This is a genomic window from Streptomyces sp. NPDC002825 (genome assembly GCF_040295385.1).
In the GTDB taxonomy this organism is placed as follows: domain Bacteria; phylum Actinomycetota; class Actinomycetes; order Streptomycetales; family Streptomycetaceae; genus Streptomyces.
Map to the genome: position 1 here is coordinate 317870 of NZ_JBEOVH010000006.1, position 22746 is coordinate 340615.

The window sequence follows — 22746 nt, forward strand, 5'->3', positions numbered from 1 at the left end:
GCGGGCCTTTGGCATGGCGGGCCCCGGGGCGGGTAGTCGCGCGCAGAGGCGAGGAGCCCGCGATGAGAGTCCTGACAATGGGTGTCGAGGAAGAGTTCGTGCTGGTCGACCGTCGGTCGAGGGCGCCGGTCAACCGCGCCCCCGAGGTCATCCGACGGGCGGGCCACGAGCTCGGCGAGCAGGTCCAGACCGAGTTCTTCAACGCCCAGGTCGAGATCTGCACCCAGGCCACGGCGAACCGCCAGGACCTCCGCGCGGAGCTCGCATGGCTCCGCGCCGTCGTGGGCAAAGCCGCCCGGGAGGTGCGCTGCATGCCGGTGGCCTGCGGCACCCCCGTACTGCCGCCCGAGGAGCCGCTGACGGTGACGGACAGCGAGCGGTACCGGCTGATGGCCCGGCAGTTCGCGTCCCTGGTCACCCACGAGGACGGACGCGCGCGCGACGACGGGCTCGTCTGCGGCTGCCACGTCCACATCGGGACGTTCGACCGGGAGCACGCCCTCGCGCTCGCCCAGCACATGCGGCCGTGGCTGCCCGTGCTCCAGGCGCTGGCCGGGAACTCTCCCTACGCCCGCCGGCGCGACACCGGCCACCAGAGCTGGCGGGCCGTCGAGCACGCCAGGTGGCCGACCGTCGGCCCCACCCCGGTCCTCGACGAGGCCCAGTACCTCGCCCACGTCGCCCAGCTGGTCCGTCAGGGGACGCTGCTCGACAACAGGATGGTGTACTGGCACGCCCGGCCTTCGGAGCACGTACCCACGCTGGAGATCAGGATCGCCGACGCCAACGCCGACCTGGACACGGTGGTCCTCCTCGCCCTGCTGGTCCGCGGGCTCGCCGCCACCCTGCTGCCCCGCGTCGAGGCCTCGGTCCCCGCGCCCCACGTCACCGCCCCCTGGCTGCTCCGGGCCCACCGGCTCGCCGCCGCCCAGGGCATCACCGGCCTCGGCCTGGACCCGTTCGACGGCCGCGAGCGGCCCGCCCTGGCGCTCCTGGACTCGCTGGTCACCCTCGCCCGCCCGGGTCTCGACGCGACCGGCGACACCGACTGGGTGCTCGAACAGATGGAGCGGGTCCGCGCGGACGGCGGCGGCGCCGCCCTTCAGCGCGCGGTCTTCCGCCGGGACGGCCGGTTCAGCGCCGTGGTCGACGCGCTGGCCGCCACCACGGCCAGGAGCTGATCCCCCATGGCTTTCACGGCCTCGCTCCCCCTGGAATCCGAGCCCGGGGGCGCGAGAGCCGTCCGGGTGTGCCGCCTGCCGGGGGTGTACGCGCCCCAGGCGGACACCCGGCTCCTGCTGACGCAGTTGCGGCGCGAGCAGCTGCGGCCCGGGGTGCGTTCGCTCGACCTGTGCACGGGCACGGGCGTCCTCGCCGTCGTCGCCGCGCTACGCGGCGCGCGGGCCACCGCCGTCGACATCTCGCGCGCCGCGATCGCCGCCTCCCGGCTCAACGCCGTGCTGCACGGCTGCCGGATCCGGGCGCTCCGGGGCGACCTGGACGCACCGGTGGCGCGCGAACGCTTCGACCTCGTCACCGTGAACCCGCCCTACGTGCCCAGCGAGGACCCGGAGGCACCCGGCCGAGGCGCGCGGCGGAGCTGGGACGCGGGCACCGACGGCCGCCTGCTCCTCGACCGCGTCTGCGCCCGGGCCCCGGGCATGCTGACGCCGTCCGGGGTGCTGCTCCTCGTCCAGTCCTCGCTCTCCGGGGTCGCCGACACCCTCGACGCGCTCGCCGGCGGCGGGCTGAGCGCCCGTGTCGTACGGAGGCACACCGAGCCCTTCGGTCCCGTGATGTCGGCCCGGGCGGACTGGTTCGCGGGGCGCGGGCTGATCCCTCCGGGCGCGCGCACCGAGGAGCTGGTCGTGATCCGGGCATGCCGGGCGTGATCCGCGCGTACCCGGTGTGATTCGGGCATGCCGGTCGTGATCCGCGCGTACCCGCCGTGATTCGGGACCGGAGAGGCGGGGCAGTCGCGCGGTACCGGCGCATTCCGACGCGATGGATGGTGTGTGATGTCTGCTTCCCCGAACGAGAGCACCCCGCGGGTGAGGGTCCCGGACACCGGTGAACCGGACGGCCCGGGAATCACCCGGTCCCGGACACCCCTGCCCCGGTTCCGGCCGCTCCCCGACGGCCCGCTGCTCGTCGAGGGGCCCGCGGAGATCGTCATGCCGGACGGCTCGGTCATCCGCTGCGAACGGCCCGTGATGGCCCTCTGCACCTGTCGGCGGAGCCTGCGGGCACCGTTCTGCGACACGAGCCACCGGCCGCGCCTGCGGCCCCTCAGCGGCCCGGCGAAGGCCAAGGCGAGGGAGACGGCGAAGGGCGGCGCCCCGCCGGCACCGGCGGACGACACACCGAGCCGTCCGGCCGAGGAGGCGGATCCGTCATGACGACGCTCCTGCGACCCGGTCTCGCGACACGGCCCGAGGCACCCGAGGCCCGCGGCGAGGTCTCCCACGCGGTACGGAACCGGCTGCTCGGCGGCGGCCCCGCCCAGCTGCCCCGGGCCGCCGACCTGGCGCGCTGCTCCCCGTACGAGGAGGATCTCCAGCTCGCCCTGCACCTCTGCTACGAGCTCCACTACCGGGGCTTCGCGGACGTCCCCGACACCCTGGAGTGGGACCCCGACGTGCTGAGGATCCGGGCCCTCCTGGAGCACCGCTTCGAGAGCGCGCTGCGCCACGACTGCCGCCGTCTGCCGGACGTCGACGAGGCGCTGGCCCAGCTGCTCGTGGAACCGAGCGAGGGCACCGGCGTCTCCCGCTTCCTGATGTCCTCGGGCGAGCTGTGGCACCTGCGCGAGTACACCGCGCTGCGCTCCGTGCACCAGCTGCGGGAGGCCGACGCGCACCTGTGGGTGGTCCCCCGGCTGCGCGGCCGCGCCAAGGCGGCGATGGCGGCCGTCGAGTACGACGAGTACGGCTGCGGGCGGGCGGAGCGGATGCACTCACGGCTCTACGCCGACCTCATGACCGATCTGGGTCTCGACCCCTCGTACGGACGGTATGTGGACCTCGCCGGGGCCGAGCTGCTGGCCGCCTCGAACCTGATGTCGATGTTCGGCCTGCACCGGAGGCTGCGCGGGGCTCTCGTGGGGCACTTCGCCGTCCTGGAGACGACCTCGCCGCCCGCCGCCTCCCGCATCGCCGCGGCGATGCGCAGGACCGGCGCAGGACCGGCCGCGGAGCGGTACTTCGACGAGCACGTGGAGGCCGACGCCGTGCACGAGCAGGTGGTGCGCCGGGAGGTCGTGGGCGGCCTCCTCGACGACGAGCCCGAGCTCGCCCACGACGTGGCCTTCGGCATCGCCGCGACCGGCCTCGTGGAGGACCGGCTCGGCAGCCACGTGGTGGGCGCCTGGACGCGCGGCGAGAGCGCCCTGCGGGCGCCCTCGTACGGCGGTACGTCCCTGCTGCCGGCGCCCTCGTCGTCGGCGGGTGGCGACGGGGGAGACACCTAGCCGGTACGGGCGAGGAAGCGGTCGACGACGGTACGGCCGGCCCTGGATCGCTGCGCGCGCCGGTGCGCGTGGATGACGAACAGGCCTGCCACGAAGGTCCCGAGGGCCAGGCCCGAGCGCGGGACGTGAGGGGCGTGCCGGGCACGCGTGCCGGGTGTCATCGCGATCCTCTCGACCGGGTGGGTGTACGGGGCGCCTGCCCGGTCCGGTGGCGGGACAATCCCCCCCCCCCGGGGGGCGCGGCGGCCGGTCAGGGGGCCGCGTCGAGGAGGTGGGCGCCGTTGTTGCGGACGTTGTTGACGGCGGTGGAGACCGGCCGGGCGTCGAGGCGGCCGTCCGCGGGCCGGGTGAGCAGGGCGCGGAGGTCGTCGGTGTCCTCGTGGTGGGGGTCGAGCCAGGCGTCGTAGTGGTCCGGGCTGAGGGCGAGTGGCATCCGGGGGTGGACGCGGCCCGCCTCGTCGGTGGCCTCGGTGGTGAGGATCGTGCAGGTCGTCAGCCAGGCGTCGGGGTCGTCGTCGCTCTTGACGTCGGGGTTGCGCCAGTACTCGTACAGGCCGGCCATGGCCATGATCTGGTCGTCGGAAGGATGGATGAAGTAGGGCTGCTTGCGGGTCCTGCCCGTCGCCTCGTCCTTCACCTGCTCCCACTCGTAGAAGCCGTCGGCGGGCAGGAGACAGCGGCGCTTGGCGAAGGCACGCCGGTAGGCGGGCTTCTCGTGGACGGTCTCGACCCGGGCGTTGATCATCCGGGAGCCGACCTTCGGATCCTTCGCCCAGGACGGCACAAGCCCCCACCGCACGGCCCGCAGCTGACGGCGCACTTCGTCACCGTCGTCCCGCCCGGCGCGTTCGAGCACCGCGTAGACCTCGTCGGTCGGTGCCACGTTCCAGCTGGGCGCGAGCGTCTCGGCGGGACGCCAGTCGGTGACCTGGAAGAGACGGGTCAGGTCCTCGGGGCTGCGAGTCGAGGTGTAACGGCCGCACATGGCACCACTGTGCCACGGTCTCCCGGCCGGACACGTCAGGTGGTGAGGAGCCGGTTGAAGAAGGAGCGGTACTGGCGCAGGGCCATGCGGAGGCTCTCCGTATCGACGTCCTCGCCCTGGTTCCACTGTCCTTCGAGGTCCTTCTTGCGGTCGGCGAAGGTGTCGGCCAGCTTGCGGATCACGTCGGTGACGAGCGCGTCGGCCTCGTGAACGGCCTCGCGGGGATCGTCGACGAACCGGCTCTGGATGTCGTGCCAGCGGGTACGGAAGTCCTCCTCGTCCCGTGAGCCCATGAGGCGCGAGGGCTCACCCTCCGCGCCCTCCCCTTCGGCCCGGGAGGCGTCGCCGGCGAGGGGGGCGGGGCCGGGGCCTGCATCGCCGGTACCGGTGTCGGAGCTGGTGCCGGTGCCTGTGTCGCCGGTGTCGGGGCTGGTGCCGGTGCCTGTGTCGCCGGTGTCGGGGCTGGTGCCGGTGCCTGTGTCGCCGGTGTCGGGGCTGGTGCCGGTGCCTGTGTCGGTGCCGGCGTCCGTACCCCTGGCGGTGTCGGTGCCGGCGCCGAGGCCGAAGCCGGTGTCCGTGCTTTCGCCGGGGTACACCGGCGGCCCGTCCGCGCCACCGCCGCCCCGCTCCGGGCTGCCGTACTCGTCGTGCTCACGCATGTCGCGTCCCCTCGTCAGGTCCGGTCGCGACGTGGCGCGTCGCCGTCGGAGAGAAGTTCGTCGAAGAGGGCCCGGTAGTGCACCATCGCTCCCCTCAACTGTTCGGTGGTGGCCTGCTGCGAGGCACTGAGGCTGTTGATCTCGTGCGCGGCCCGGTAGTGCTCCAGCGTGCGGCCGTGCTCGACCGAGAGGTCCCGCGTCTGCTGCTCGAAACCCTCCGTGGGATAGCCGCGCTCGCGCATGAGCGAGCTCACCAGGCTGTCCGCGTCGTGCACCGCGCCCTCGGGACGGTCCACGAACTGTGCCTGGACGCTTCGCCACCGATCGGCATAGCGCTCCCTCGCGCCGCTCGGCAGCGGCTTGATGTCCAGGGTCTCGTGGCGCTCCTCCCGGGCGCCGAGGTCGTACTCGGCGGCCCGCCGGCTTCCCGCCTCCTCGACCGTACGGTCGTACTCGGGGCCGAACCTCTCGCGCAGCCGACGCCGGCGCCTTCTGTCCAGGGCGATGGCCAGCACGATCAACGCGAGCACCACCACGACGGGTATGACGATGGCGAGAATCGTTCCTGTCGACATCGGCCTCGCTCCCTCGGGTCTCATCCCCGTGCCCCCGCGTCCTCGGCGGCTGCCCAGCGGCATCGGCCTGAAACGGGTGTACCCGCGCGGACGCGGGTACGGGCGGGACGGGCGGCGTCAGTGGGCGGCCGCGCCGAACTCCGCGTGCTGGGTCCTGAGGGCGAAGTCGGGCTCTCCTGTCCGCGCCGCACCGACGGAGCACCGCTGCGCCTCGGCACGGGCCTCGCTCATCAGCGCCGTGAACTCGTCGTCCGTGAGCGCCGGCCGGCCGTATCCCGTCCGACTCGGCTCCCTGCCCTGGGCCGTCCCGCGCATCAGGGCCACCTCCGCACTGTCGCTGTTTCAACGAGGCGACTACCCGCTGGGGCGGCGCTCAGACGTCATCGCGCTTGACCGGGTCGATACGGGGTAGCCGCTGACATCAGCGATCCACCCGCACGAGGGCAGTACGAGGAGGCCACGATGAGCATGGTGCAGGAGACGATCAGGGTGGACGCCCCCCTGCGGATGGTCTACAACCAGTGGACGCAGTTCGAGGAGTTCCCCCGCTTCATGGACGGCGTGGAGCAGGTGCAGCAGCTCGACGACCGCCTCTGCCACTGGCGTGCCCGGGTCGCGGGCGTCTCCCGGGAGTTCGACACCGAGATCGTCGACCAGCTTCCCGACGAGCGGATCTCCTGGCGCACGGTCGGCGGGAGCGAGGTCACACAGAAGGGTGTCGTCACGTTCCAGCGCCTCGACGACACGCACACCCGGGTGAGCCTGGCGCTGGACGTCCAGCCCCAGGGCGTGGTCGAGAAGGCCGGTGACGCCCTCGGCTTCCTGGAGAGCCGTGTCCAGGGCGATCTCCAGCGGTTCAAGGACTTCATCGAGGACCGAGACGACGCGACGGGCGGCTGGCGCGGCCGGCTCCGTCCCGCCGACAGTTCGAGCGAAGGCATGAGCGCCGGCACGGGCGTGAGCGCGGAGATGGGCACAGGCACAGGCGAGGGTGCCGCCATGGACAGCGCTCCCCGGCAGGGCGAGCCGGAGCGCCCGGGTCCCTATCCCGGACCGCTGCCGAGCGACCCCGGTGAGGAGCCGCACGCCTGAGGGGGCGCGGGCGATCAGGAATCCTCGGAAGGCTCCTCGGAAAGGTCCTCGGGGGCATCTTCGGGTACGTGGATGTCCAGGACGCAGATGTCGTCGCGGTTCCCCGTCCGCTGCGCCGCCAGCGTGCGGGCCGGCATGTCGCTGCCGCCCTTCCGCAGGAGCCGGACGGCGGTCTCGGCGAGCCGCGCGAGGCCCGCGTCGATGTCCTCGCCCGGGTCCTCCACGAGGCCGTCCGTGTAGAAGAGCAGATGGTCGCCGGGCAGGAGGTCGAGCGTCTCCTGGCCGTACTCGGTGTGGAAGGCGGCGCCGAGCAGGCAGCCCTCGGGCTGTGCCAGGAAGCGCGCCTCACCGCCGCGGACGAGCAGCGGCGGCAGATGTCCGGCGCGTACCCAGGTCAGGCGTCGGTCCCATGGCTGGTAGCGGCCCATGACCAGGGTGGCGGTGGCGCCCTCGCGCTCCGTCGCCGTGTGCAGCAGGAGCGTGTTGAGCCTGCTGAGGACGTCGGGGAGGGCCGAGCCGGTGACGGCCATGCCCTTGGTGTAGAAGCGCAGCTGGGCCATGGTGCCGACGGCGGACAAGCCGTGGCCGGCGACGTCTCCGACGACGAACAGGGCGCTACGGTCCGGGAGTTCGATGACGGAGTACCAGTCGCCGCCGACGTTCACTCCGGTGTCGGCCGGGACGTACGCGACGTCGACGCTCAGGCCCGCGAGTTCGAGCGACTGCTCGGGTACCGGCAGGAGGGTGTCCTTGAGCCGGGCGCCCAGCGCGCGCTCGGCCTTGAGCATGCCGCGCTGGACGAGGTTGGCGCGCTCGCTCTCGACCAGGGCGAGTTCGGCGTCACGGAGGGCGGTGAGGTCCTGGAAGAAGCCGTGCACCTCGACGGGGGCGCCGTCGGCGTCGGTACGCGCCTCCGCGACGAGCCGCAGATGGCGTACCCCCTTCCGCGTGGTGACGCGGAACGGCTCGTCGACGGCCCGGCCCTCGCCGAGGAGCCCCTGGAGGGCCGAATCCAGCCTCGGCAGGTCGTCGGCCAGCAGATGTTCGGGCAGGTCCTCCATCCGTACCGGCCCAAGGGCGCGGTCGCGGTCGAAGACGGCGTAGACCTGGTCGGACCAGGTGACCGTGTCCGTGGCCAGGTCCCAGCCCACCCAGCCGAGGTTGCCCAGCCGCTGCAGCTCGGCGAGCCTGCGGGTCTCGCGCTCGCTGATGTCGTGGCGGATCCAGGACACCACGAGCCTGTCTCCCAGCCGGGACACCCGCACCGAGTAGACCGACTGCTGGGGCACTCCCGCGGTCACCTCCTCGTAGGTGAAGGGCTCGCTCTCGTACACGGTCCCGGTGCCGAGCGTCTCCCGGTACGCGTCCCACAGCGGGGTGCCCGCCACCGTCGGGTACGTCTCCAGGACCCGGCGTCCGACCAGGTCCCTGCCACGCCGGCCGGCCACGTCGACGGACTCCGGTGCCGCCGCGTCGATGCGGTAGTCCTCCACCTCGCCCGCCTCCGACCGCAGGGGGGTGAGCAGCACCATCGGGCCGGGCATGGTGTCGAAGATCGTCTGGACGGCCTCGGCGTCCGCGTGGAGCGGGCCGACGCCGTGGCGTTCCCGGTCCTCCCGGAGGATGACCCCGCTGAGCCGGACGATCCGCCGCAGCAGGGTGCGGGTGTGCGTCTCGAAGGGGCCCTTCCGGGCGCGGAAGAACCCCACGACCACGGTCGCCGGCGGGCTTCCCGGGACGGGGAGCCAGGCGCGGGAGGGCCAGCGCTCGGGCGGATCTCCGATCAGGAGGTACTCGACGGCGTCCGCCTCCGGGTCTTCGAGCCAGACCCCCTCGCGGGTGGTGGTCGCCTCGAGCGCCGCGACGCCGCTCAGGGGCGGGATGTGGCTCCACTGCTCGGCGAGCGCCGCGTCGACGCCGGCGCTGCCCGCCAGCTCCAGGCTGCCGGCGGCGGCGAGCCGGTAGATCATGACGGCGTCCACGTCCTCCGGGTCGCCGAGGAGCGCGACGACGAGTTCCGCCACGTCGTCCGCCGTACGGGCGTCGGCGAGGCCCTCGGCCAGCCGGGCCAGGAGCAACCTGGATCCGCCCGGCCGACGCTCGCCCAGGACGTCGCGGTGCGTACGGAAGGACGGGTGGTCCAGCGGCGGCCGCGCTGCCGACTCGCCCGTCGCGTCCCGCGTCGGCGACGGGGAGCGGGGGCGGACCCCGCTCAGCGTGATCCAGCACTCCTCCAGGAGGGTGCCCCGCCGCTGCTCGGCCCGGTCGAGCAGCAGCTGGTACGCGGCGTCCGCCGACACGCCCGCCTGGGCCATCAGCACGCCCTTGGCCCGCTCCACGACGGCCGCCATCGAGGTCACGGCCTCCAGGTCGGCGACCTCGGCACGAAGCCGCGACACGACCTTGGCCAGCGCCAGCACCTCGGGTGCCGTGCCGCCGCCGGTGTCGCGAAGCGCGAAATCGCCCTCCATATGAATGAGGATCGCACGCGGGGGCCGCGCCCGGCCTGTCCAGCGGCGCGCCTCATGCTGCTCGGACCGGCATGCGGCAGCGGGCGCGGCGCCCATGCCGTGCCCGCTGCCGCGCGCCGGTCACCTCTTCTTCTTCTCGCCTATCCCGCGCATCCGTGCGCCGGCATCCGCCGCGGACTCCTCGGCCCGCCCCTTGACCTTCTCAGCCTTTCCCTTCATTTCCATGCTCTTGTCGTCGGTCATCGAGCCCATTTCTTCCTTCGTCTTGCCCTTGACCTGTTCGGCCTTGCCCTTGAGCTTGCCCATGGAGACTGCCTCCCGGATGACAGGTACCGACCGGTGCGGGGTACCGACTGTCTGGCGGTTACCCCCGAAGGGTGACGTCATGCGGCCGCGATCACGGGCGGCGGGCCGGCTCGTCGGGCGTGCGTCTCACCCGGAGGCGCGCCGGGCGGTGTCGGGGGGCTGCGGCATCGGTGGCGGCGGGTGGTCGCGGCGGCGGCGCAGCCAGACGTAGAGCATCAGGCACGGCAGCAGCATGCCGCAGAGGGTGAGGACGAGGAACGTCGGGAAGCCGTGGATGTGGCTCACCAGCCAGTCGAAGTTCTGTCCGAAGAAGCCGACCACGAAGGAGAGCGGGAGGAACACGCTCGCGAGGATGGTGAGCCGCTCCATCGTGGCGCTCTGCCGCAGGTTGATCTTGTTCTGCTCGACGGAGATCACCGCGATGTTCGCCTCCAGGACGGTGGTCAGGAGGTCGCGCTGTGCGGCGACCTCCTCGTTGACCAGCAGCAGGTGGTCGTGCACGTCGCGGATGTACGGGTGGAGCGCGGGCGGCGACTTGCCGGGCTGCAGGCGCCGGCCGAGCACGGCGAGCAGCGGGTGCACGGCGCGGTAGAAGTCGGTCGCCTCGCGGCGCAGGAAGTAGATCCGCTCGGTCGGGGCGACCGCCCCGGAGAAGACGGTGGCCTCGATCTGCTCGATGTCGCGTTCGAGCTCCTCGACGACCGGCGCGTAGCTGTCGACCACCTGGTCGAAGATGGCCCACAGCGTGGAGGCGCTGCCGGCCTTCAGCAGCTCGGGGCGGTTCTCCAGCCGGCTCCGGGCTTCGTGCAGCTCGCTCGCGATGCCCTGGCGCACGGTGATCACGAAGTGTTCGGCGAGGAAGATGCTGATCTCGCCGGTGTCGATCTCCTCGCGCTCGTCGTCGTAGCGTGCCGTGCGCAGGATGATCAGTTCCGTGCCGTCCTCGTACTGCTCGGCCTTGGGCCGCAGGTGGAAGGTCCGTGCGTCCTCGACGGCCAGTTCGTGCAGGCCGAAGACCTCGCGGACCCGGCTCAGCTCCTCGGGACCCGGGTCGAAGACGCCCAGCCAGACGAAGCCGCCCTGCCTGCAGTGCGCGGCCGCCTGCTCCAGTGCCATCGCGCCCTCGTGCTGGCGGCGCCCGTCCCGGTAATGCGCACAGTCGACGATCATGGCCTCCTCCTCGCGGCCGACCGACGTGCGCCGTCTCCTGCCCCACCGGCGGCGGTGTCGCGCCGGGCAGCCTTCACAGCAATAGATGCTCCTCCGAGTCCTCGGAAATGTCTCACGATCGGCACCGGGCCGCGCCCGTCGCCCGGGCAGGGGTGGTCGCGTCCGCGCCGACACACCCGCCGGGATGCCCCGGTTCACCGGCCCCGTCGAGGAGGATCGCAGTGCGCCACCGTCCCGCGTCTCGGAGCAAACGGCTGCCCGCGACGGGCGTGCCCGCCTTCGGCCGGCCGTGCCGCGCGGGCGCGAGGTCTTCCTCCCGGCGTCCGCCCGTACCGGCCGTTCCCCCAGCTCGTCCGGAGTCACCATGGCCCCACCGTCGGACCCGCCTCGCCGACCCCGCTCCGGGGCGGCGGTCCTCCTGCCGATCCTGGTCCCCATCGCGGTCCTGATCGTGGTGGCGGTGGCCGTGGGGTCGTGGCTGCAGGTCGCCGAGCGGCAGGCGATCGACACGATCCACACGGCGGGTTCGGGAGCCGCCGACCGTGTGGACGTGGAGGCCACCGTCCAGCGCGTCGACGCCGCCGGCAGGGAGCTGCTGCTGCGGGTCAGGGTCACCCCGCGCGGGGCCCTCGGCGAGGAGGACGGGACCGCCCCGGTGGCCGATCTCGTCCTCCAGACCTCCGCGGCGACCCTGGGCGACCTCGCGTTCAAGGCGCACGAGCGGCTGGCCACGAGGGACGTGCAGGTCGCGCTCACGGGCGGCTCGATCAGCGACTACCCGTTCGACACCTACGAGACCGACATCGGGTTCTGGGCGGAGCTGGGCGGTGAGGAGGTGCCGGTACGGGTGATGCTGTCCAACAACGACACCCTCTTCGCGGTCGACGCGACCCCCACGGGCTCTCCTCAGGAGGCGGTGCTCGGTCTCGACGTGGCCCGGTCGGGGAGCCTGCTGGTCTTCGCGGTCTTCATGATGCTGGTGATGTGGGCGCTGGCGTCGTCCGTACTGATCGGAGCCTGGTATCTGACCACCCGCGGCGAGGGCCTGGTCTGGCCCGCCCTCGCCTGGATGGCCGCCACCCTCTTCGCCCTCGCGGCGTTCCGCAACACCGCCCCCGGCACCCCTCCGATCGGCTGCGTCCTGGACTGGTTCGCCTTCCTGTGGGCGGAGACCGTCATCGGTCTCTGCCTGATCACCGTGGTGATCACCGGCGTCCGCACCACCCTCCGGAAGGAAGACGCCCAGCGCCCTTAGCGGCCTACGGCGCGATCTCGAACGTCGGCGGTCGCAGTCCCGCGAGGCAGCTCGTGTTCGGCGCGGTCGGCGTGTCGAAGAACGAGCGGGTGATCGTCTGTGCGCACGTCGAGTCGGCGAAGACCACATGGGCGACGTACGGGACCGTGACGGCCGTGGACCGGCTCAGCGTCCGGGCGACGTACGCCCCGTTGCTCGGGGCGGTCTGGGCGTCGAATCCGCCGGACAGCGCGAGGGTCGGGATGTCGCTGCGCGTCACGTCGCGGATCCAGGGCGGCGCGGCGGGGACGTCCCAGGCGCGGCAGTCGTCGTGGAGCCAGGCGAGCTGCGGGGCGTTGGCCAGCATCGACCGGGGGAACGTCGGGAACGCCTGCCGTCCGCCCCGGATGATGTCGGCCCGGCTCTCGTAGGGGGTCCACTGGCTGCAGAAGATGCCGTAGACCAGCCCGTGGGAGGTCCTCCCGATGGCGGCCGGACTGTACTTGCCGCCCGCGAGCTGCTCGGCGATGCGCCGCGGGTTGCCGTGGGCGAGTTCGTCGAGGGAGCGCGGCACGCCGGCCGCCACGTGGGTGGCCGAGGTCAGCCAGGTGACCAGGTTGCTCCCGTCGAGCACGACCTTCACCGGCTCGGGGTGGACCGGGACCGTGACGGTGGTGGTGACCGGGTGGGCCTCCAGCTCACTGACGAGGCGGAGGAAGGTGGACTTCAGGTTCGGGTAGCGGGTGTTGCAGGCGGTCTGCTGCTCGCAGGCCTTGAACAGGCCGTCGAAGCCCTCTCGTGCGGCCTTCCAGGTGATGGCCCCGCCGGCCAGCGAGGGCGGCAGGACGCCGTCGATGCCGACCGAGCGGATGCCGTCCGGGTGCAGGCGCATGTAGTTGAGCGCCAGGTGGGTGCCGTAGGAGATGCCGAAGACGTTCCACTTCCTGATGCCCAGCGCCTTGCGCAGGTCGTCGTAGTCGGCCGAGCTCTCGATGTCGTTGTAGGCGCCGGGGTCGGCGCCCCGGGCCACCACCCTGGCGCGGCACTCCCGGGTCGCCTCGACGTGCAGGCGCCGTGTGGACTGGACGTTGGAGACGAGGCCGAGGGCACGCGCGTTGAACTCGTCGATGTTCGGACAGGTGAGCTCCGGGTCGGCCGAGTACGTCCCGCGCTGGGACATGAAGATCACGTCACGGTCGCGGTTGAGGCCGCCGGCGACCGCCATCGGGATCTCGGAGACCGCGTCGTCGCCGGGTCCGCCGGCGAGCCACACGATGGGGTCGGGCGCCGGTCTTCCGGTGACGGCCGGGATGATCGCGACCGCGAGGGTGATCCTTCGCCCATGGCGGTGGGAGCGGTTCTCGGGGACGGTCAGCGTCCCGCAGTAGGCGCGCGCCAGATCGGGGATCGGGTCCGCCGTCCGCGGGCAGGGGCCCGGTTCGAAGTGGGCGCCGCCCGCCGTCCGGGCGACCGTGCCGAGCGGCGCTCCGGCGCCGGACTCGGCCCGGGCGGGCATCGCGGCCAGGCCGACGACGAGGGCACCGGCCGTGGCTCCGGCCAGGGCGGCCGGGAGCCGGCGGAAGCGGCGTGGCCGGGGTGGGGGTGGGCTGAGGGACATCATCGGGTCTCCAGTGCGGGGGTGATGGTGAACGGTTTCGGCGCGAGTCCTGCCACGCAGCCGGTGTCGGGCGCGGTGGGACGGGTGAGGAAGGACGCGAGGACGCGCTGCGCGCAGGGCGACTGCGGGACCACGAAGTGGCCGATCCCGGGGATCCGCACGGCGGTCGAGCGGGGCAGCGTGCGGCCGGCGTACGGCCCCCAGCTGGCGCCCGTCTTCGCGTCGAACGTGCCGGAGACGATCAGCGTCGGCACGTCGCTGTAGGTGGTCACGCGCTGGATCGCGGTGCGGTCCGGGACGTCCCAGACGCGGCACAGGTCGTGCTCGAAGGGAAGCTGCGGCGCGTGGGCCAGGACCGTGTCCGGCCATCCCGGGAACGCCCGGCGCCCGGCTTCGAGGAGGTCCTCCTTCGAATAGCCCGGCGCCCACTCGGCGCACGCCACCGACTGCGTCAGGCCGTGGGCGAACTCGCCGACGGCGGGCGTCGCGCCGGCGGCCTGGGCCCGGGCGAAGCGCTCCGGGTTCCCGTGGGCGAGTTCGTCGAGGGCGGCGGGGACGTCGACGGCCGGCATCCCGCCGCCGTCGGCGACCAGCAGGTTGACCAGCGCGCCGCCGTCGAGGACGACCTTCACCGGGGCTCCGCCGCCGGGCGGCGGCACGGTCAGCGTCAGGGGGTTGGCCTCCAGGCGCCGGACCTGCTGCGTCAGCGTGCGCGGAAGGTCCGGGTAGCGGCGCTCACACGCGGGCTGGGCCTCACACGCCGCGAAGATCGCGTTGATCCCTTCCCGGGCGCTGTCCCAGGCCCAGGGCAGGCTCACGATCTGCGGCGGCACCACGGAGTCGATCGCCACCGAGCGGATCCCCTCGGGGTGCCGGCGCAGATAGGTGAGGGCCAGGTCGGTGCCGTAGGAGTAGCCGTAGACGTTCCACTTCCTGATGCGGAGCGCCTTGCGCAGGTCGGCGAAGTCGGCGGCGTTCTCGGTGGTGTTGTAGCTGCTCAGCCGGATTCCGTCGGCCGTGAGCCGGTCCCGGCACTGCTTCGCCGCGCGGACCAGGAGCCGGCCGGTCGAGGGCGCGTCGTAACGCAGGCCCACGGCGGCCGCGTTGAACCGGTCGATCTCCGGGCACGCCAGGTTCGGCTGCGAGTAGAGCCCTCCGCGCTGGGTCATGACGATCAGGTCGCGGTCCCGGTTCACGCCGGAGGCGACGAGGAAGGGGATGGCTCCGATCGCGTCACCGCCGGGACCCCCTTCCATGAACACCACCGGGTCCTGGGCGGGCGTCGTGGAGGTGGCCGGGATGATGGCGACGGTGAGCCTGATGGTCCGTCCGCCCCGGTGGCCCCGGCTCTCGGGGACCTCCAGGAGGCCGCACCGCCCGGGGATCGGCTCGGGCGTGCTCGGGCAGGGACCGGGCACGAACCGCGCGGGGCCACCCGGCCCGGGTCCGGTGACCGCGCCGCTCGGTGCCGGAGCGAGCGCGCCGAGGAATGCCAGCCCGGCCGCGAGGAGCGCCACACCGCTGGGCGAGCGCCGCGAGGGTCTCCGTGCCCGCCTTCGTACGGACCTGCCGCGCCCGCGGACGAACGGCAGGCAGCCTGTTCTGATGCCCTGTTCCGTCATGTGATCCCGTCTCTGTGATGGCCTCGGCCGCGCCGAGACCGATGACGACGCGGCTCCGCTCGTCCCCGTACGCCCGTATGCGCCGGGCGGCGGCCACCGCGAGAGCCAGCCTCTGCCGGGGCCAGGAGGACCACCACCGGGGGGCGCCACTCGGAGCAGTCCGCGCCCACCTGCCCGGGACCGCTCCCTCCGCGCCTGCGGCGCCGACGGGTCACGGCCCGGGATGGCCTCGTCTGCACGCCCTCTCGTCGACTCGCGGAGCGGACCGCTCCTTCGACACCGGCCGGGAGCACCAGCGCGCCACGACCGAGGGATGACGACCGCGCCCGGCATTCGGGTTCGCGCGGCGTCACGAGGTCGGTCCGGCCATCAGACGGTGGGCCGCGGCGACGCTGATCGTGTCCGGGACGCCGACGATGTGCCGCGGGTGTGGTGTGACGCCCCTCAGGGCCTTCGCTCCGGAGGGTGCGGCTGCACCCCCCGTCATCAGGAAGTCCAGGCCCCGCCGCGTCGTCGCCAGGACCACCCGGTCACCCGCGCGCAGCACGCGTCCGTGCGACGGGCGCCAGTCGAGGCCCGGTTGGTCGAGCCGCAGCCCGGCGAGCGTGTCCAGGGAGGACGAGGAGAACCGGGCGCCCGCGGCGCCGACGACCAAGTGCGCGGATCGCCGCACGCAGGGGTCCCTTTCGTACGTGAGTTCGGCGTCAAGGTTTCGTATGGATGGCCGGTCATGGTCGGCGCGGTGGCGCTCGGGGGGGGCGGCTCCCACGTCCCCCGTGTCGGTTCAGGAGACGGGGCAGCCGTGGCGCGTCGTCGACGTCTTCGCGAAGCCGTCCAGCAGCTCCTGGACGTCGGCGGGCGTGAGGTCCCGCGGGCCGTCCTCGCCGCCGGACGGGCCGACCAGCTTCACGTACGCCGTTCCCAGGGCGCCCTTGCAGGTGAGGGCCCGCATCGTGGCGCCCTTGACGCTGCCGGGGTAGCGGCCGTCGAGATACATCTCCTGTTCGGCGGAGGGTCCGTAAGAGGCGGTCAGTTGGGCGAGCGGCTTCCCTCCCCGATTCAGCGTGCAGGCCTCGGTCAGCGCGCGCCCGGCGGGCTTCTCGGAGACCGTCGTGAGGCGCAGCCGGGTCGCGGTCGCGGCGGTCATCACGTTGCGGCAGGTCCCCGTCGCGCGGGCGGACGGCACCTCCCGCCATTCGCTCAGGTCCACGCCGGACGGCCGTGTGCCCAGCGCTCCCCCGCAGTGGAAGCGTCCGGCCGTGGTGCGGGCCGTCTCCGTGGCGAGCCGGGCGACTTGGAGGAGCTGCTCCCTCGTCAGGTCCTCGGACCTCGCCGTGGCCTCGGTCAGGACCAGGAGGCCCTTGCCGGGCAGACCCTCGCAGTCGACGAGGACCGCCGCCTCGGGCCGACTACGGCCGACGAAGGAGCCGTTCCATCCGGATCCGATGGGCGCCGCCGAGGCCTCCTCGGCCGCGCCACTCGCCCGGTGCGCGGCGACGGGGCGGATCTGCAGCCTCAGGGTCGGCCCGGAGTCCTGGCCGCGTGCCGTGACCGAGCACCACTCCGTGTCGTATCCGACCCATTCACCGGTGTGTCCGCGCGCCTCGAGGTCGGCACCGCCGAAGAACGTCCGGGCCTCCTCGACCGCGAGCGAGCCCCGGCAGCTGTCCCCCAGGTCGTCGCCGGATGCCGTGCCCCGCCCGAGTCCGTACCAGATCGCGCCGCCGACCGCCGCCACCGCCAGGGCCGAGGCGAGCGCCTTCGTCCGGACCGTGTGTGCCGTGCCACGCGAGCGCTCGTCGTCGCTCATCAGCGCTTCCCCCTCTTTGTGTTCGCGTTCTTGCTGCCCCGCCCGGCCGTCCCGGCGTGGGCTCACGTCGTCCCGCTCCTCGCGTCGGGGTGGAAGGTGGGGGCGCCCTCCTCCCTGCGCAGGCTGATCGTCATGGTGAGGCCGCCGCCAGGCGTGTCCTCCGCCGTGACCGTGCCGCCCATGGCCTCGACGAAGCCGCGGGCGACCGCGAGGCCGAGACCGACGCCGGCGCCGCGCGGGGCGTCGCCGTACCGCTGGAAGGCGCCGAAGATGCGGTCCTTGGCCTCGTCCGGGACGCCCGGGCCACGGTCCACGACGCGGAGTTCGACGCGGTCGGCGATCGCGCTGGCGGCGACGAGGACCGGGGTGCCGGCGGGGCTGTACTTCACTGCGTTCTCGACGATGTTGGCGACGGCCCGTTCGAGCAGGCCGCGGTCGACGACGACCATGGGCAGCGTCTCGGGGATGTCGAGCTCGACGCTGTCGTCGGGCACGCCCACCAGCGCCATCGGGACGACCTCGTCGAGGTCGGTCTGCCGGGGTACGGCGGTCACGGTTCCGGTCTCCAGGCGTGAGACGTCCAGGAGGTTGCCGACGAGGTGGTCGAGCCGGTCGGCGCCCTCCTCGATGCCTTCGAGCAGCAGGGCACGGTCCTCGTCCGACCAGTCCACGTCGTCGGAGCGCAGGGAGGAGACGGAGGCCTTGATGCCCGCGAGCGGGGTGCGCAGGTCGTGGCTGACGGCGGCGAGCAGGGACGTACGGATCTTGTTGCCCTCGGCGATCCTGCGGGCCTCCTCCGCCTCGTCGACCAGGCGCTGACGGTCCAGCACGACCGCGGCCTGGGCGGCGAACGCGCCGAGCACGCGCCGGTCCTCGCCGGGCAGGACGCGACCGGTCAGGGCGAGCGCCAAGTGGTCACCGACCGGCATGTCGACGTCGGCGTCCTCGGGGCGGCCGACCGGGCGCCCGGGGCCGACGGCGGCGACGCACGTCCACGGCTCGGTGTCCTCGTGCCGCTCCAGGAGCGCGACCGACTCCATCGCGAAGGTCTCCCGGAGCCGTTCGAGCAGTGCGTCGAGGCCGGTCTCGCCGCGCAGCACGCTGCCCGCGAGGAAGGAGAGCGTCTCCGCCTCCGCCCGGAGGCGGGCGGCCTGGTGGGTGCGGCGGGCGGCCAGGTCGACCACGGAGGCGACGGAGATCGCGACGCCCACGAAGATCAGCAGGGCGACCACGTTCTTCGGGTCCGCGATCGTGAGCTCGTGGATCGGCGGGGTGAAGTAGTAGTTGAGCAGCAGCGACCCCACGGCCGCCGAGGCCAGCGCCGGGCGCAGACCGCCGAGCAGCGCGGCGGCGACGGTGAGGGTCAGGAAGAGCAGGACGTCGTTGGCGAGGCCCATGTCGGGGAGGGCGCCACTGAGCAGCAGGGTGAGCAGCACCGGTCCGACGAGGCCGACGAGCCGGCCCCAGATCGTGCGGGACCGCCCCAGTTCGGCGCGACGCGCCACGGGCAGGCTGCGGCCCTTGGCCGCCTCGTCGTGGGTGACGATGTGGACGTCGAGGTCGGGCCCGGACTCGCGGGCGACCGTGGCGCTGACGCCGGGGCTGAAGGCGTACTGCCAGGAGCGGCGGCGGCTGACGCCGAGGACGATCTGGGTGGCGTTGACCCCGCGGGAGAAGTCGAGGAGTCCGGCGGGGATGTCGTCGCCGACGACGTGGTGGAAGGTGCCGCCGAGGTCCTCGACGAGGGTGCGCTGGACGGCCAGTTCCTTCGGGGACGCCGAGGTGAGGCCGTCGCTGCGGGAGATGTAGACGGCCAGGACCTCGCCGCCCGCGCCCTTCTCGGCCAGTCGGGCGGCCCGGCGTATCAGGGTGCGTCCTTCGGGGCCGCCGGTCAGACCGACCACGATCCGCTCGCGCGAACCCCAGATCTTCGAGACCCGGTGTTCGGTGCGGTACTCCTGGAGGTACTCGTCGACGCGGTCGGCCGTCCACAGCAGGGCCAGTTCGCGCAGGGCGGTGAGGTTGCCCGGCCGGAAGTAGTTGGACAGCGCCGCGTCGACCTTGTCCGGCTTGTAGACGTTGCCGTGCGCCATGCGGCGGCGCAGCGCCTGCGGCGACATGTCGACCAGCTCTATCTGGTCGGCGCGGCGCACCACCTCGTCCGGGACCGTCTCCCGCTGCCGCACGCCCGTGATCGACTCGACGACGTCCCCGAGCGACTCCAGGTGCTGGATGTTGACCGTGGAGACGACGTCGATGCCCGCCGCGAGCAGCTCCTCGACGTCCTGCCACCGCTTGGCGTTGCGCGAGCCGGGGATGTTGGTGTGGGCGAGCTCGTCCACGAGCGCGACGGCGGGCTTCCGGGCCAGCACCGCGTCCACGTCCATCTCGGTGAACACCGTGCCCCGGTACGCGATCTCCTGGCGGGGTATCGTCTCCAGGCCGTGCAGCATCACCTCCGTACGCGGCCGGCTGTGGTGCTCGACGGAGGCGACGACGCAGTCGGTGCCACGCTCCACTCGCCGATGGGCCTCCGAGAGCATCGCGTACGTCTTGCCGACGCCCGGTGCAGCGCCGAGGTAGATCCGAAGCTTTCCGCGTCCCATGGTGTCGTTTCTCGTGAGGTCGGACAGAGCGTGTACGTGTGCGGTGGGGGCGTCACGCCTCGAAGCGGTACCCCATGCCGGGCTCGGTGATCAGATGGCGCGGATGTGACGGATCCGCCTCCAGTTTGCGGCGCAGCTGCGCCATGTAGACCCTCAGGTAGTTGGTCTTGCTGCTGTGACCCGGCCCCCAGACCTCCTTGAGGAGGCGCTGTTGGCTGACCAGGACGCCAGGGTTGCAGATGAGGATCTCGAGGAGGTGCCACTCGGTGGGGGTGAGCCGGACGTCACGGTCGCCGCGCCGGACCTTCCTGCTCACGAGGTCGACCGTGAAGTCCTCGGTCGTCACCACCGCGCCCGCCGCTCCGGTGTTCGGCCGCGCGTGCGCGGGCGACTCCTCCATCCGGCGGGTGGCCGCCCTCAGCCGGGCGAGGAGTTCGTCCATGCTGAACGGCTTGGTCATGTAGTCGTCCGCGCCCGCGTCCAGCGCACGGATCTTGTCCTCGGAGCCGCTGCGCGCGGAGAGCACCAGCACCGGGACCCGGTTCCAGCCGCGCAGCGCCCGGATGAGGTCGATGCCGTCCATGTCCGGCAGCCCGAGGTCCAGGAGGATCACGTCCGGTTGCTCGGTGGCCGCGAGCCGGAGCGCGCTGGCGGCGTCGTCGGCCGCGTCCACGTCGTACGTGCGCGCTTTGAGGTTGATCGTCAGAGCACGCGCCAGCTGCGCGTCGTCCTCGACGACCAGGACCCGGGTCATCGGCGTACTGCCTTTCGTCTTGGGCATGGCGTCGGATGCGCGCCGGGCGTTCGTTGCGGCATCCGGGGGCGTTGGTGTGGGCGAGGTCGTCGACGAGGACGACCTCGGGGCGGCGGCGCAGCACCGCGTCGAGGTCGAGCTCCCGGCCCTGGGACGGGATCCGTTCGAGCCCTTCGAGCAGGGTCTCGGTGTACGGCCGTCCGTGGCAGTCCACGTGCCCGGCGACCACGTCCGTACCCCGTGCGGCCCTGCGGCGGCCCTCGTCGAGCATCCGGCAGGTCTGGCCGCGCCGCGGGCGGCCCCGAGGTAGACCTTGAGCCGGCCGTGGGTGCGGCGGGGCGACGGGCGGGTGCGGCGGCGGGGCCACGGGAACGTTCAGAACTTCTCCGGTTCGACGAAGGCGGCCACCAGGTAGCCGACCAGCGCGACGGCGATGATCAGACCGACGATGTTCTCGACACTCATGCTCCGGACTGCCCCTTCGACTGCCGTGGAGTTCCTGGGAGTTGCGCTCGTATCTGCGGGCACTCCCGGAGGAAACGCTGCGCGCCGGGTCCCGCGCAGCCACTTTGACGGCTCTCTGGTGCGGCGGGCCGCGATGCTGACAGGCCCTTGACGCGATCCGTACGGGCGCCGTCCGCGGCCCGGCACGACGAGCCGGAATCGACCACCTTTGACACGACTCCGATGGGCCGCCCGTGGGTCCTGACATCGTCTTGACGGACGACCGGGCCTGACGCGAAGGAAGCGTCAGGAGAAGTCCTCCGGCCGTCAGAGGGGCATCAACAGGCCTCGGTGCGGCCCGAGTCGACGACTGGATTCGTCAACCGCCGCTCAACGCCGAGGTCGTCAGTGGCTCGACCGTTCCCGGCGAAGGCCGCTCGACGCCATGCCCCCCATCCGCATGCGCGCGGGCACGGCCGGCGTCCCGCCGATCACCGCACATCCCCGGGATCGGCGGGACGCCGGCCCCCTTCCTCCTGTTCCTCCGCTCGCCCGACGCCACCCGGTACCGCCGCAGCGTCCCGCCGTCCAGCCGCCGCCCGCCGTCCCGGGCGGCGGCTCCTTCATGAAGGTCCTCACCCCATGACTCCGGCCGCTCCGACACAACAGCCGCCCTCCCTTCCGCCCGTCACACGTCCGCCGCGGCGCCGACGCGCGGTGGAGGGCGGGCTGCTCGACCCCGCCCAGATGCTCAGCTCGTTCCCCGACGCCCTGCGCAAACTGCATCCGCGGCACCTGGTCCGCAATCCGGTCCTCTTCGTCGTCGCCGTCGGATCGGTGCTGACCACGCTCTCCGCCCTCGTGCACCCTTCCGTCTTCACCTGGGTCATCAGCGCCTGGCTGTGGCTGACGGTCGTCTTCGCCAACCTGGCCGAGGCGGTCGCCGAAGGACGCGGCCGTTCCCAGGCCGAATCGCTCCGCCGGGCCCGTACGGACACGGTGGCGCTGCGTCTTCGCCACGGGCGCCACCGAACGGACCTCGACCGGGCGGAGACGGAGGCCGTGGCCGCCACCGACCTCCGGCTGTTCGACTTCGTCCTCGTCGAGGCGGGCGAGCCGATCCCGGCCGACGGTGACGTCGTCGACGGGGTCGCGGCGGTCGACGAGTCCGCCGTGACGGGCGAGTCCGCCCCGGTGATCCGGGAGGCGGGCGGCGACCGCTCGGGCGTCACCGGCGGGACGACCGTGCTCTCCGACCGGATCGTCGTACGGGTGACCTCCCGCCCGGACACTCCTTCATGGACCGGATGATCGCCCTGGTCCGGCGACAATCCGCTGACCGCGCGCGCCATCGCCCACGAGGCCGGGGTCGACGACTTCCTCGCCGAGGCCACCCCCGAGGACGAGCTCGCCCTCATCAGGAAGGAGCAGGAGGGCGGCAAGCTGGTGGCATCGGCGATCAGCTCGCTGATGTCGTCGGCCTTCGGCACGTCACGGGTCGGGACGGGCGGTCGAGGCCGCCGGCGACATCAACACGTACCGTCCTCCCCGGCGTCCGCGCACGACCTGCTGCGTCGCAATCTGCTGCTGTACGGCCTCGGCGGCCTCGTCCTGCCGTTCCTCGGCATCAAGGCCATCGACCTGGTGGTGTCGATGGTTCCGGGGCTCGGGTGAACGCCCGTCAGGAGGCCATCAGGGAACGGCCGGCAGCCTTGCCCGGGGACAGGGCCAGGGATTGGATGAGAAGCGTGAACAGCGCGTGGCTCCTGCTCGACCGGCCGCCTCATCAGGCGTCGCCGAGTCGCACGCCCCGCTGCCGTCCGGGCGCGTCCGCCCTGCGCTGACGTCTGCCCGCGCCACGTCACAGGGGCGGGGGGGGCGGGGGGGGGGCGGCCCGCCCCGCCCGCGCCGGGCGCCCCCCCGAACACAAA

At 72.9% G+C, this 22746-nt stretch carries 22 protein-coding genes and 2 pseudogenes; 8 read left to right on the forward strand and 16 right to left on the reverse strand.

All coding sequences use genetic code 11. The features are described 5' to 3' along the window. Window positions 1-62 precede the first annotated feature (62 nt). The 4 genes from ABT041_RS11450 to ABT041_RS11465 all read left to right on the forward strand — a co-directional run bounded on the left by ABT041_RS11450 (window position 63) and on the right by ABT041_RS11465 (window position 3469). A complete protein-coding gene (locus ABT041_RS11450) occupies window positions 63-1181 on the forward strand; it encodes a carboxylate-amine ligase (protein ID WP_351182692.1) in 1119 nt (372 codons plus the stop codon). A 6-nt stretch (window positions 1182-1187) separates the two neighbouring features. Continuing rightward, entirely contained in the window at window positions 1188-1892 is a 705-nt protein-coding gene (locus ABT041_RS11455) for a HemK2/MTQ2 family protein methyltransferase (protein WP_351182694.1), read from the forward strand. 126 nt (window positions 1893-2018) lie between these two features. Then, window positions 2019-2399, forward strand: coding sequence for a CDGSH iron-sulfur domain-containing protein (locus ABT041_RS11460; protein ID WP_351182696.1), 381 nt, complete (start codon window positions 2019-2021; stop codon window positions 2397-2399). Continuing rightward, the gene (locus ABT041_RS11465) at window positions 2396-3469 is read left to right on the forward strand and encodes an iron-containing redox enzyme family protein (protein ID WP_351182698.1); all 1074 of its coding nucleotides are present in this window, start codon (window positions 2396-2398) and stop codon (window positions 3467-3469) included. The genes ABT041_RS11460 and ABT041_RS11465 overlap by 4 nt, the downstream gene beginning before the upstream one ends. Here ABT041_RS11465 and ABT041_RS11470 read toward each other — a convergent pair. The 5 genes from ABT041_RS11470 to ABT041_RS11490 form a co-directional block, all read right to left on the reverse strand. Next, window positions 3466-3630 carry a hypothetical protein gene (locus ABT041_RS11470; protein WP_351182700.1) on the reverse strand — a complete coding sequence of 55 codons (165 nt, stop codon included), beginning with the start codon at window positions 3628-3630 and terminating at the stop codon, window positions 3466-3468. The two genes, ABT041_RS11465 and ABT041_RS11470, sit on opposite strands and share 4 nt — an antisense overlap. A gap of 89 nt (window positions 3631-3719) precedes the next feature. Further along, on the reverse strand, window positions 3720-4454 hold the full coding sequence (locus ABT041_RS11475; protein WP_351182702.1) for an SOS response-associated peptidase: 735 nt from the start codon (window positions 4452-4454) through the stop codon (window positions 3720-3722). Window positions 4455-4489: 35 nt separating this feature from the next. Further along, a complete protein-coding gene (locus ABT041_RS11480; RefSeq protein WP_351182704.1) occupies window positions 4490-5113 on the reverse strand; it encodes a hypothetical protein in 624 nt (207 codons plus the stop codon). Between the two features lie 14 nt (window positions 5114-5127). After that, window positions 5128-5688: a hypothetical protein gene (locus ABT041_RS11485; protein ID WP_351182706.1), complete on the reverse strand. Its 561-nt coding sequence runs from the start codon at window positions 5686-5688 to the stop codon at window positions 5128-5130. A 117-nt stretch (window positions 5689-5805) separates the two neighbouring features. Then, a complete protein-coding gene (locus ABT041_RS11490; RefSeq protein WP_351182708.1) occupies window positions 5806-6003 on the reverse strand; it encodes a hypothetical protein in 198 nt (65 codons plus the stop codon). 147 nt (window positions 6004-6150) lie between these two features. Here ABT041_RS11490 and ABT041_RS11495 point away from each other — a divergent pair, with 147 nt between their 5' ends. Continuing rightward, entirely contained in the window at window positions 6151-6780 is a 630-nt protein-coding gene (locus ABT041_RS11495) for an SRPBCC family protein (RefSeq protein ID WP_351182710.1), read from the forward strand. 14 nt (window positions 6781-6794) lie between these two features. On the opposite strand, the gene ABT041_RS11500 is transcribed toward ABT041_RS11495, so the two are convergent. The 3 genes from ABT041_RS11500 to ABT041_RS11510 form a co-directional block, all read right to left on the reverse strand. Beyond that, window positions 6795-9251: a SpoIIE family protein phosphatase gene (locus tag ABT041_RS11500; protein ID WP_351182712.1), complete on the reverse strand. Its 2457-nt coding sequence runs from the start codon at window positions 9249-9251 to the stop codon at window positions 6795-6797. Window positions 9252-9371: 120 nt separating this feature from the next. Continuing rightward, window positions 9372-9557: a CsbD family protein gene (locus tag ABT041_RS11505; RefSeq protein ID WP_351182713.1), complete on the reverse strand. Its 186-nt coding sequence runs from the start codon at window positions 9555-9557 to the stop codon at window positions 9372-9374. A 126-nt stretch (window positions 9558-9683) separates the two neighbouring features. Beyond that, complete coding sequence (locus ABT041_RS11510) at window positions 9684-10727, reverse strand: magnesium and cobalt transport protein CorA (RefSeq protein ID WP_351182715.1); 1044 nt, start codon at window positions 10725-10727, stop codon at window positions 9684-9686. A gap of 364 nt (window positions 10728-11091) precedes the next feature. On the opposite strand from ABT041_RS11510, the gene ABT041_RS11515 reads away from it, so the two are divergent. After that, the gene (locus ABT041_RS11515) at window positions 11092-11982 is read left to right on the forward strand and encodes a DUF4436 family protein (protein ID WP_351182717.1); all 891 of its coding nucleotides are present in this window, start codon (window positions 11092-11094) and stop codon (window positions 11980-11982) included. 4 nt (window positions 11983-11986) lie between these two features. On the opposite strand, the gene ABT041_RS11520 is transcribed toward ABT041_RS11515, so the two are convergent. The 8 genes and pseudogenes from ABT041_RS11520 to kdpF form a co-directional block, all read right to left on the reverse strand. Next, window positions 11987-13582, reverse strand: coding sequence for an alpha/beta fold hydrolase (locus ABT041_RS11520; protein WP_351182719.1), 1596 nt, complete (start codon window positions 13580-13582; stop codon window positions 11987-11989). Continuing rightward, a complete protein-coding gene (locus tag ABT041_RS11525; protein WP_502976442.1) occupies window positions 13579-14835 on the reverse strand; it encodes an alpha/beta fold hydrolase in 1257 nt (418 codons plus the stop codon). The genes ABT041_RS11520 and ABT041_RS11525 overlap by 4 nt, the downstream gene beginning before the upstream one ends. Before the next feature lie 715 nt (window positions 14836-15550). Next, window positions 15551-15874 carry a hypothetical protein gene (locus ABT041_RS11530; protein WP_351182723.1) on the reverse strand — a complete coding sequence of 108 codons (324 nt, stop codon included), beginning with the start codon at window positions 15872-15874 and terminating at the stop codon, window positions 15551-15553. A gap of 111 nt (window positions 15875-15985) precedes the next feature. Next, a complete protein-coding gene (locus tag ABT041_RS11535; protein WP_351182725.1) occupies window positions 15986-17011 on the reverse strand; it encodes a hypothetical protein in 1026 nt (341 codons plus the stop codon). Between the two features lie 62 nt (window positions 17012-17073). Further along, entirely contained in the window at window positions 17074-19617 is a 2544-nt protein-coding gene (locus tag ABT041_RS11540; RefSeq protein ID WP_351182727.1) for a DUF4118 domain-containing protein, read from the reverse strand. A gap of 52 nt (window positions 19618-19669) precedes the next feature. After that, window positions 19670-20371, reverse strand: a complete 702-nt coding sequence (locus tag ABT041_RS11545) for a response regulator (protein ID WP_351182745.1) — start codon at window positions 20369-20371, stop codon at window positions 19670-19672. Between the two features lie 46 nt (window positions 20372-20417). Then, window positions 20418-20695: pseudogene (locus ABT041_RS11550) on the reverse strand (histidine kinase); the annotation flags it as partial. 51 nt (window positions 20696-20746) lie between these two features. Further along, entirely contained in the window at window positions 20747-20836 is a 90-nt protein-coding gene (kdpF, locus tag ABT041_RS11555; protein ID WP_351182729.1) for a K(+)-transporting ATPase subunit F, read from the reverse strand. A 621-nt stretch (window positions 20837-21457) separates the two neighbouring features. On the opposite strand from kdpF, the pseudogene ABT041_RS11560 reads away from it, so the two are divergent. Both ABT041_RS11560 and ABT041_RS11565 read left to right on the forward strand, forming a co-directional pair. Continuing rightward, window positions 21458-22137: pseudogene (locus tag ABT041_RS11560) on the forward strand (P-type ATPase actuator domain-containing protein); the annotation flags it as partial. A 124-nt stretch (window positions 22138-22261) separates the two neighbouring features. Beyond that, entirely contained in the window at window positions 22262-22489 is a 228-nt protein-coding gene (locus ABT041_RS11565) for a hypothetical protein (RefSeq protein WP_351182747.1), read from the forward strand. Window positions 22490-22746: the final 257 nt, after the last annotated feature.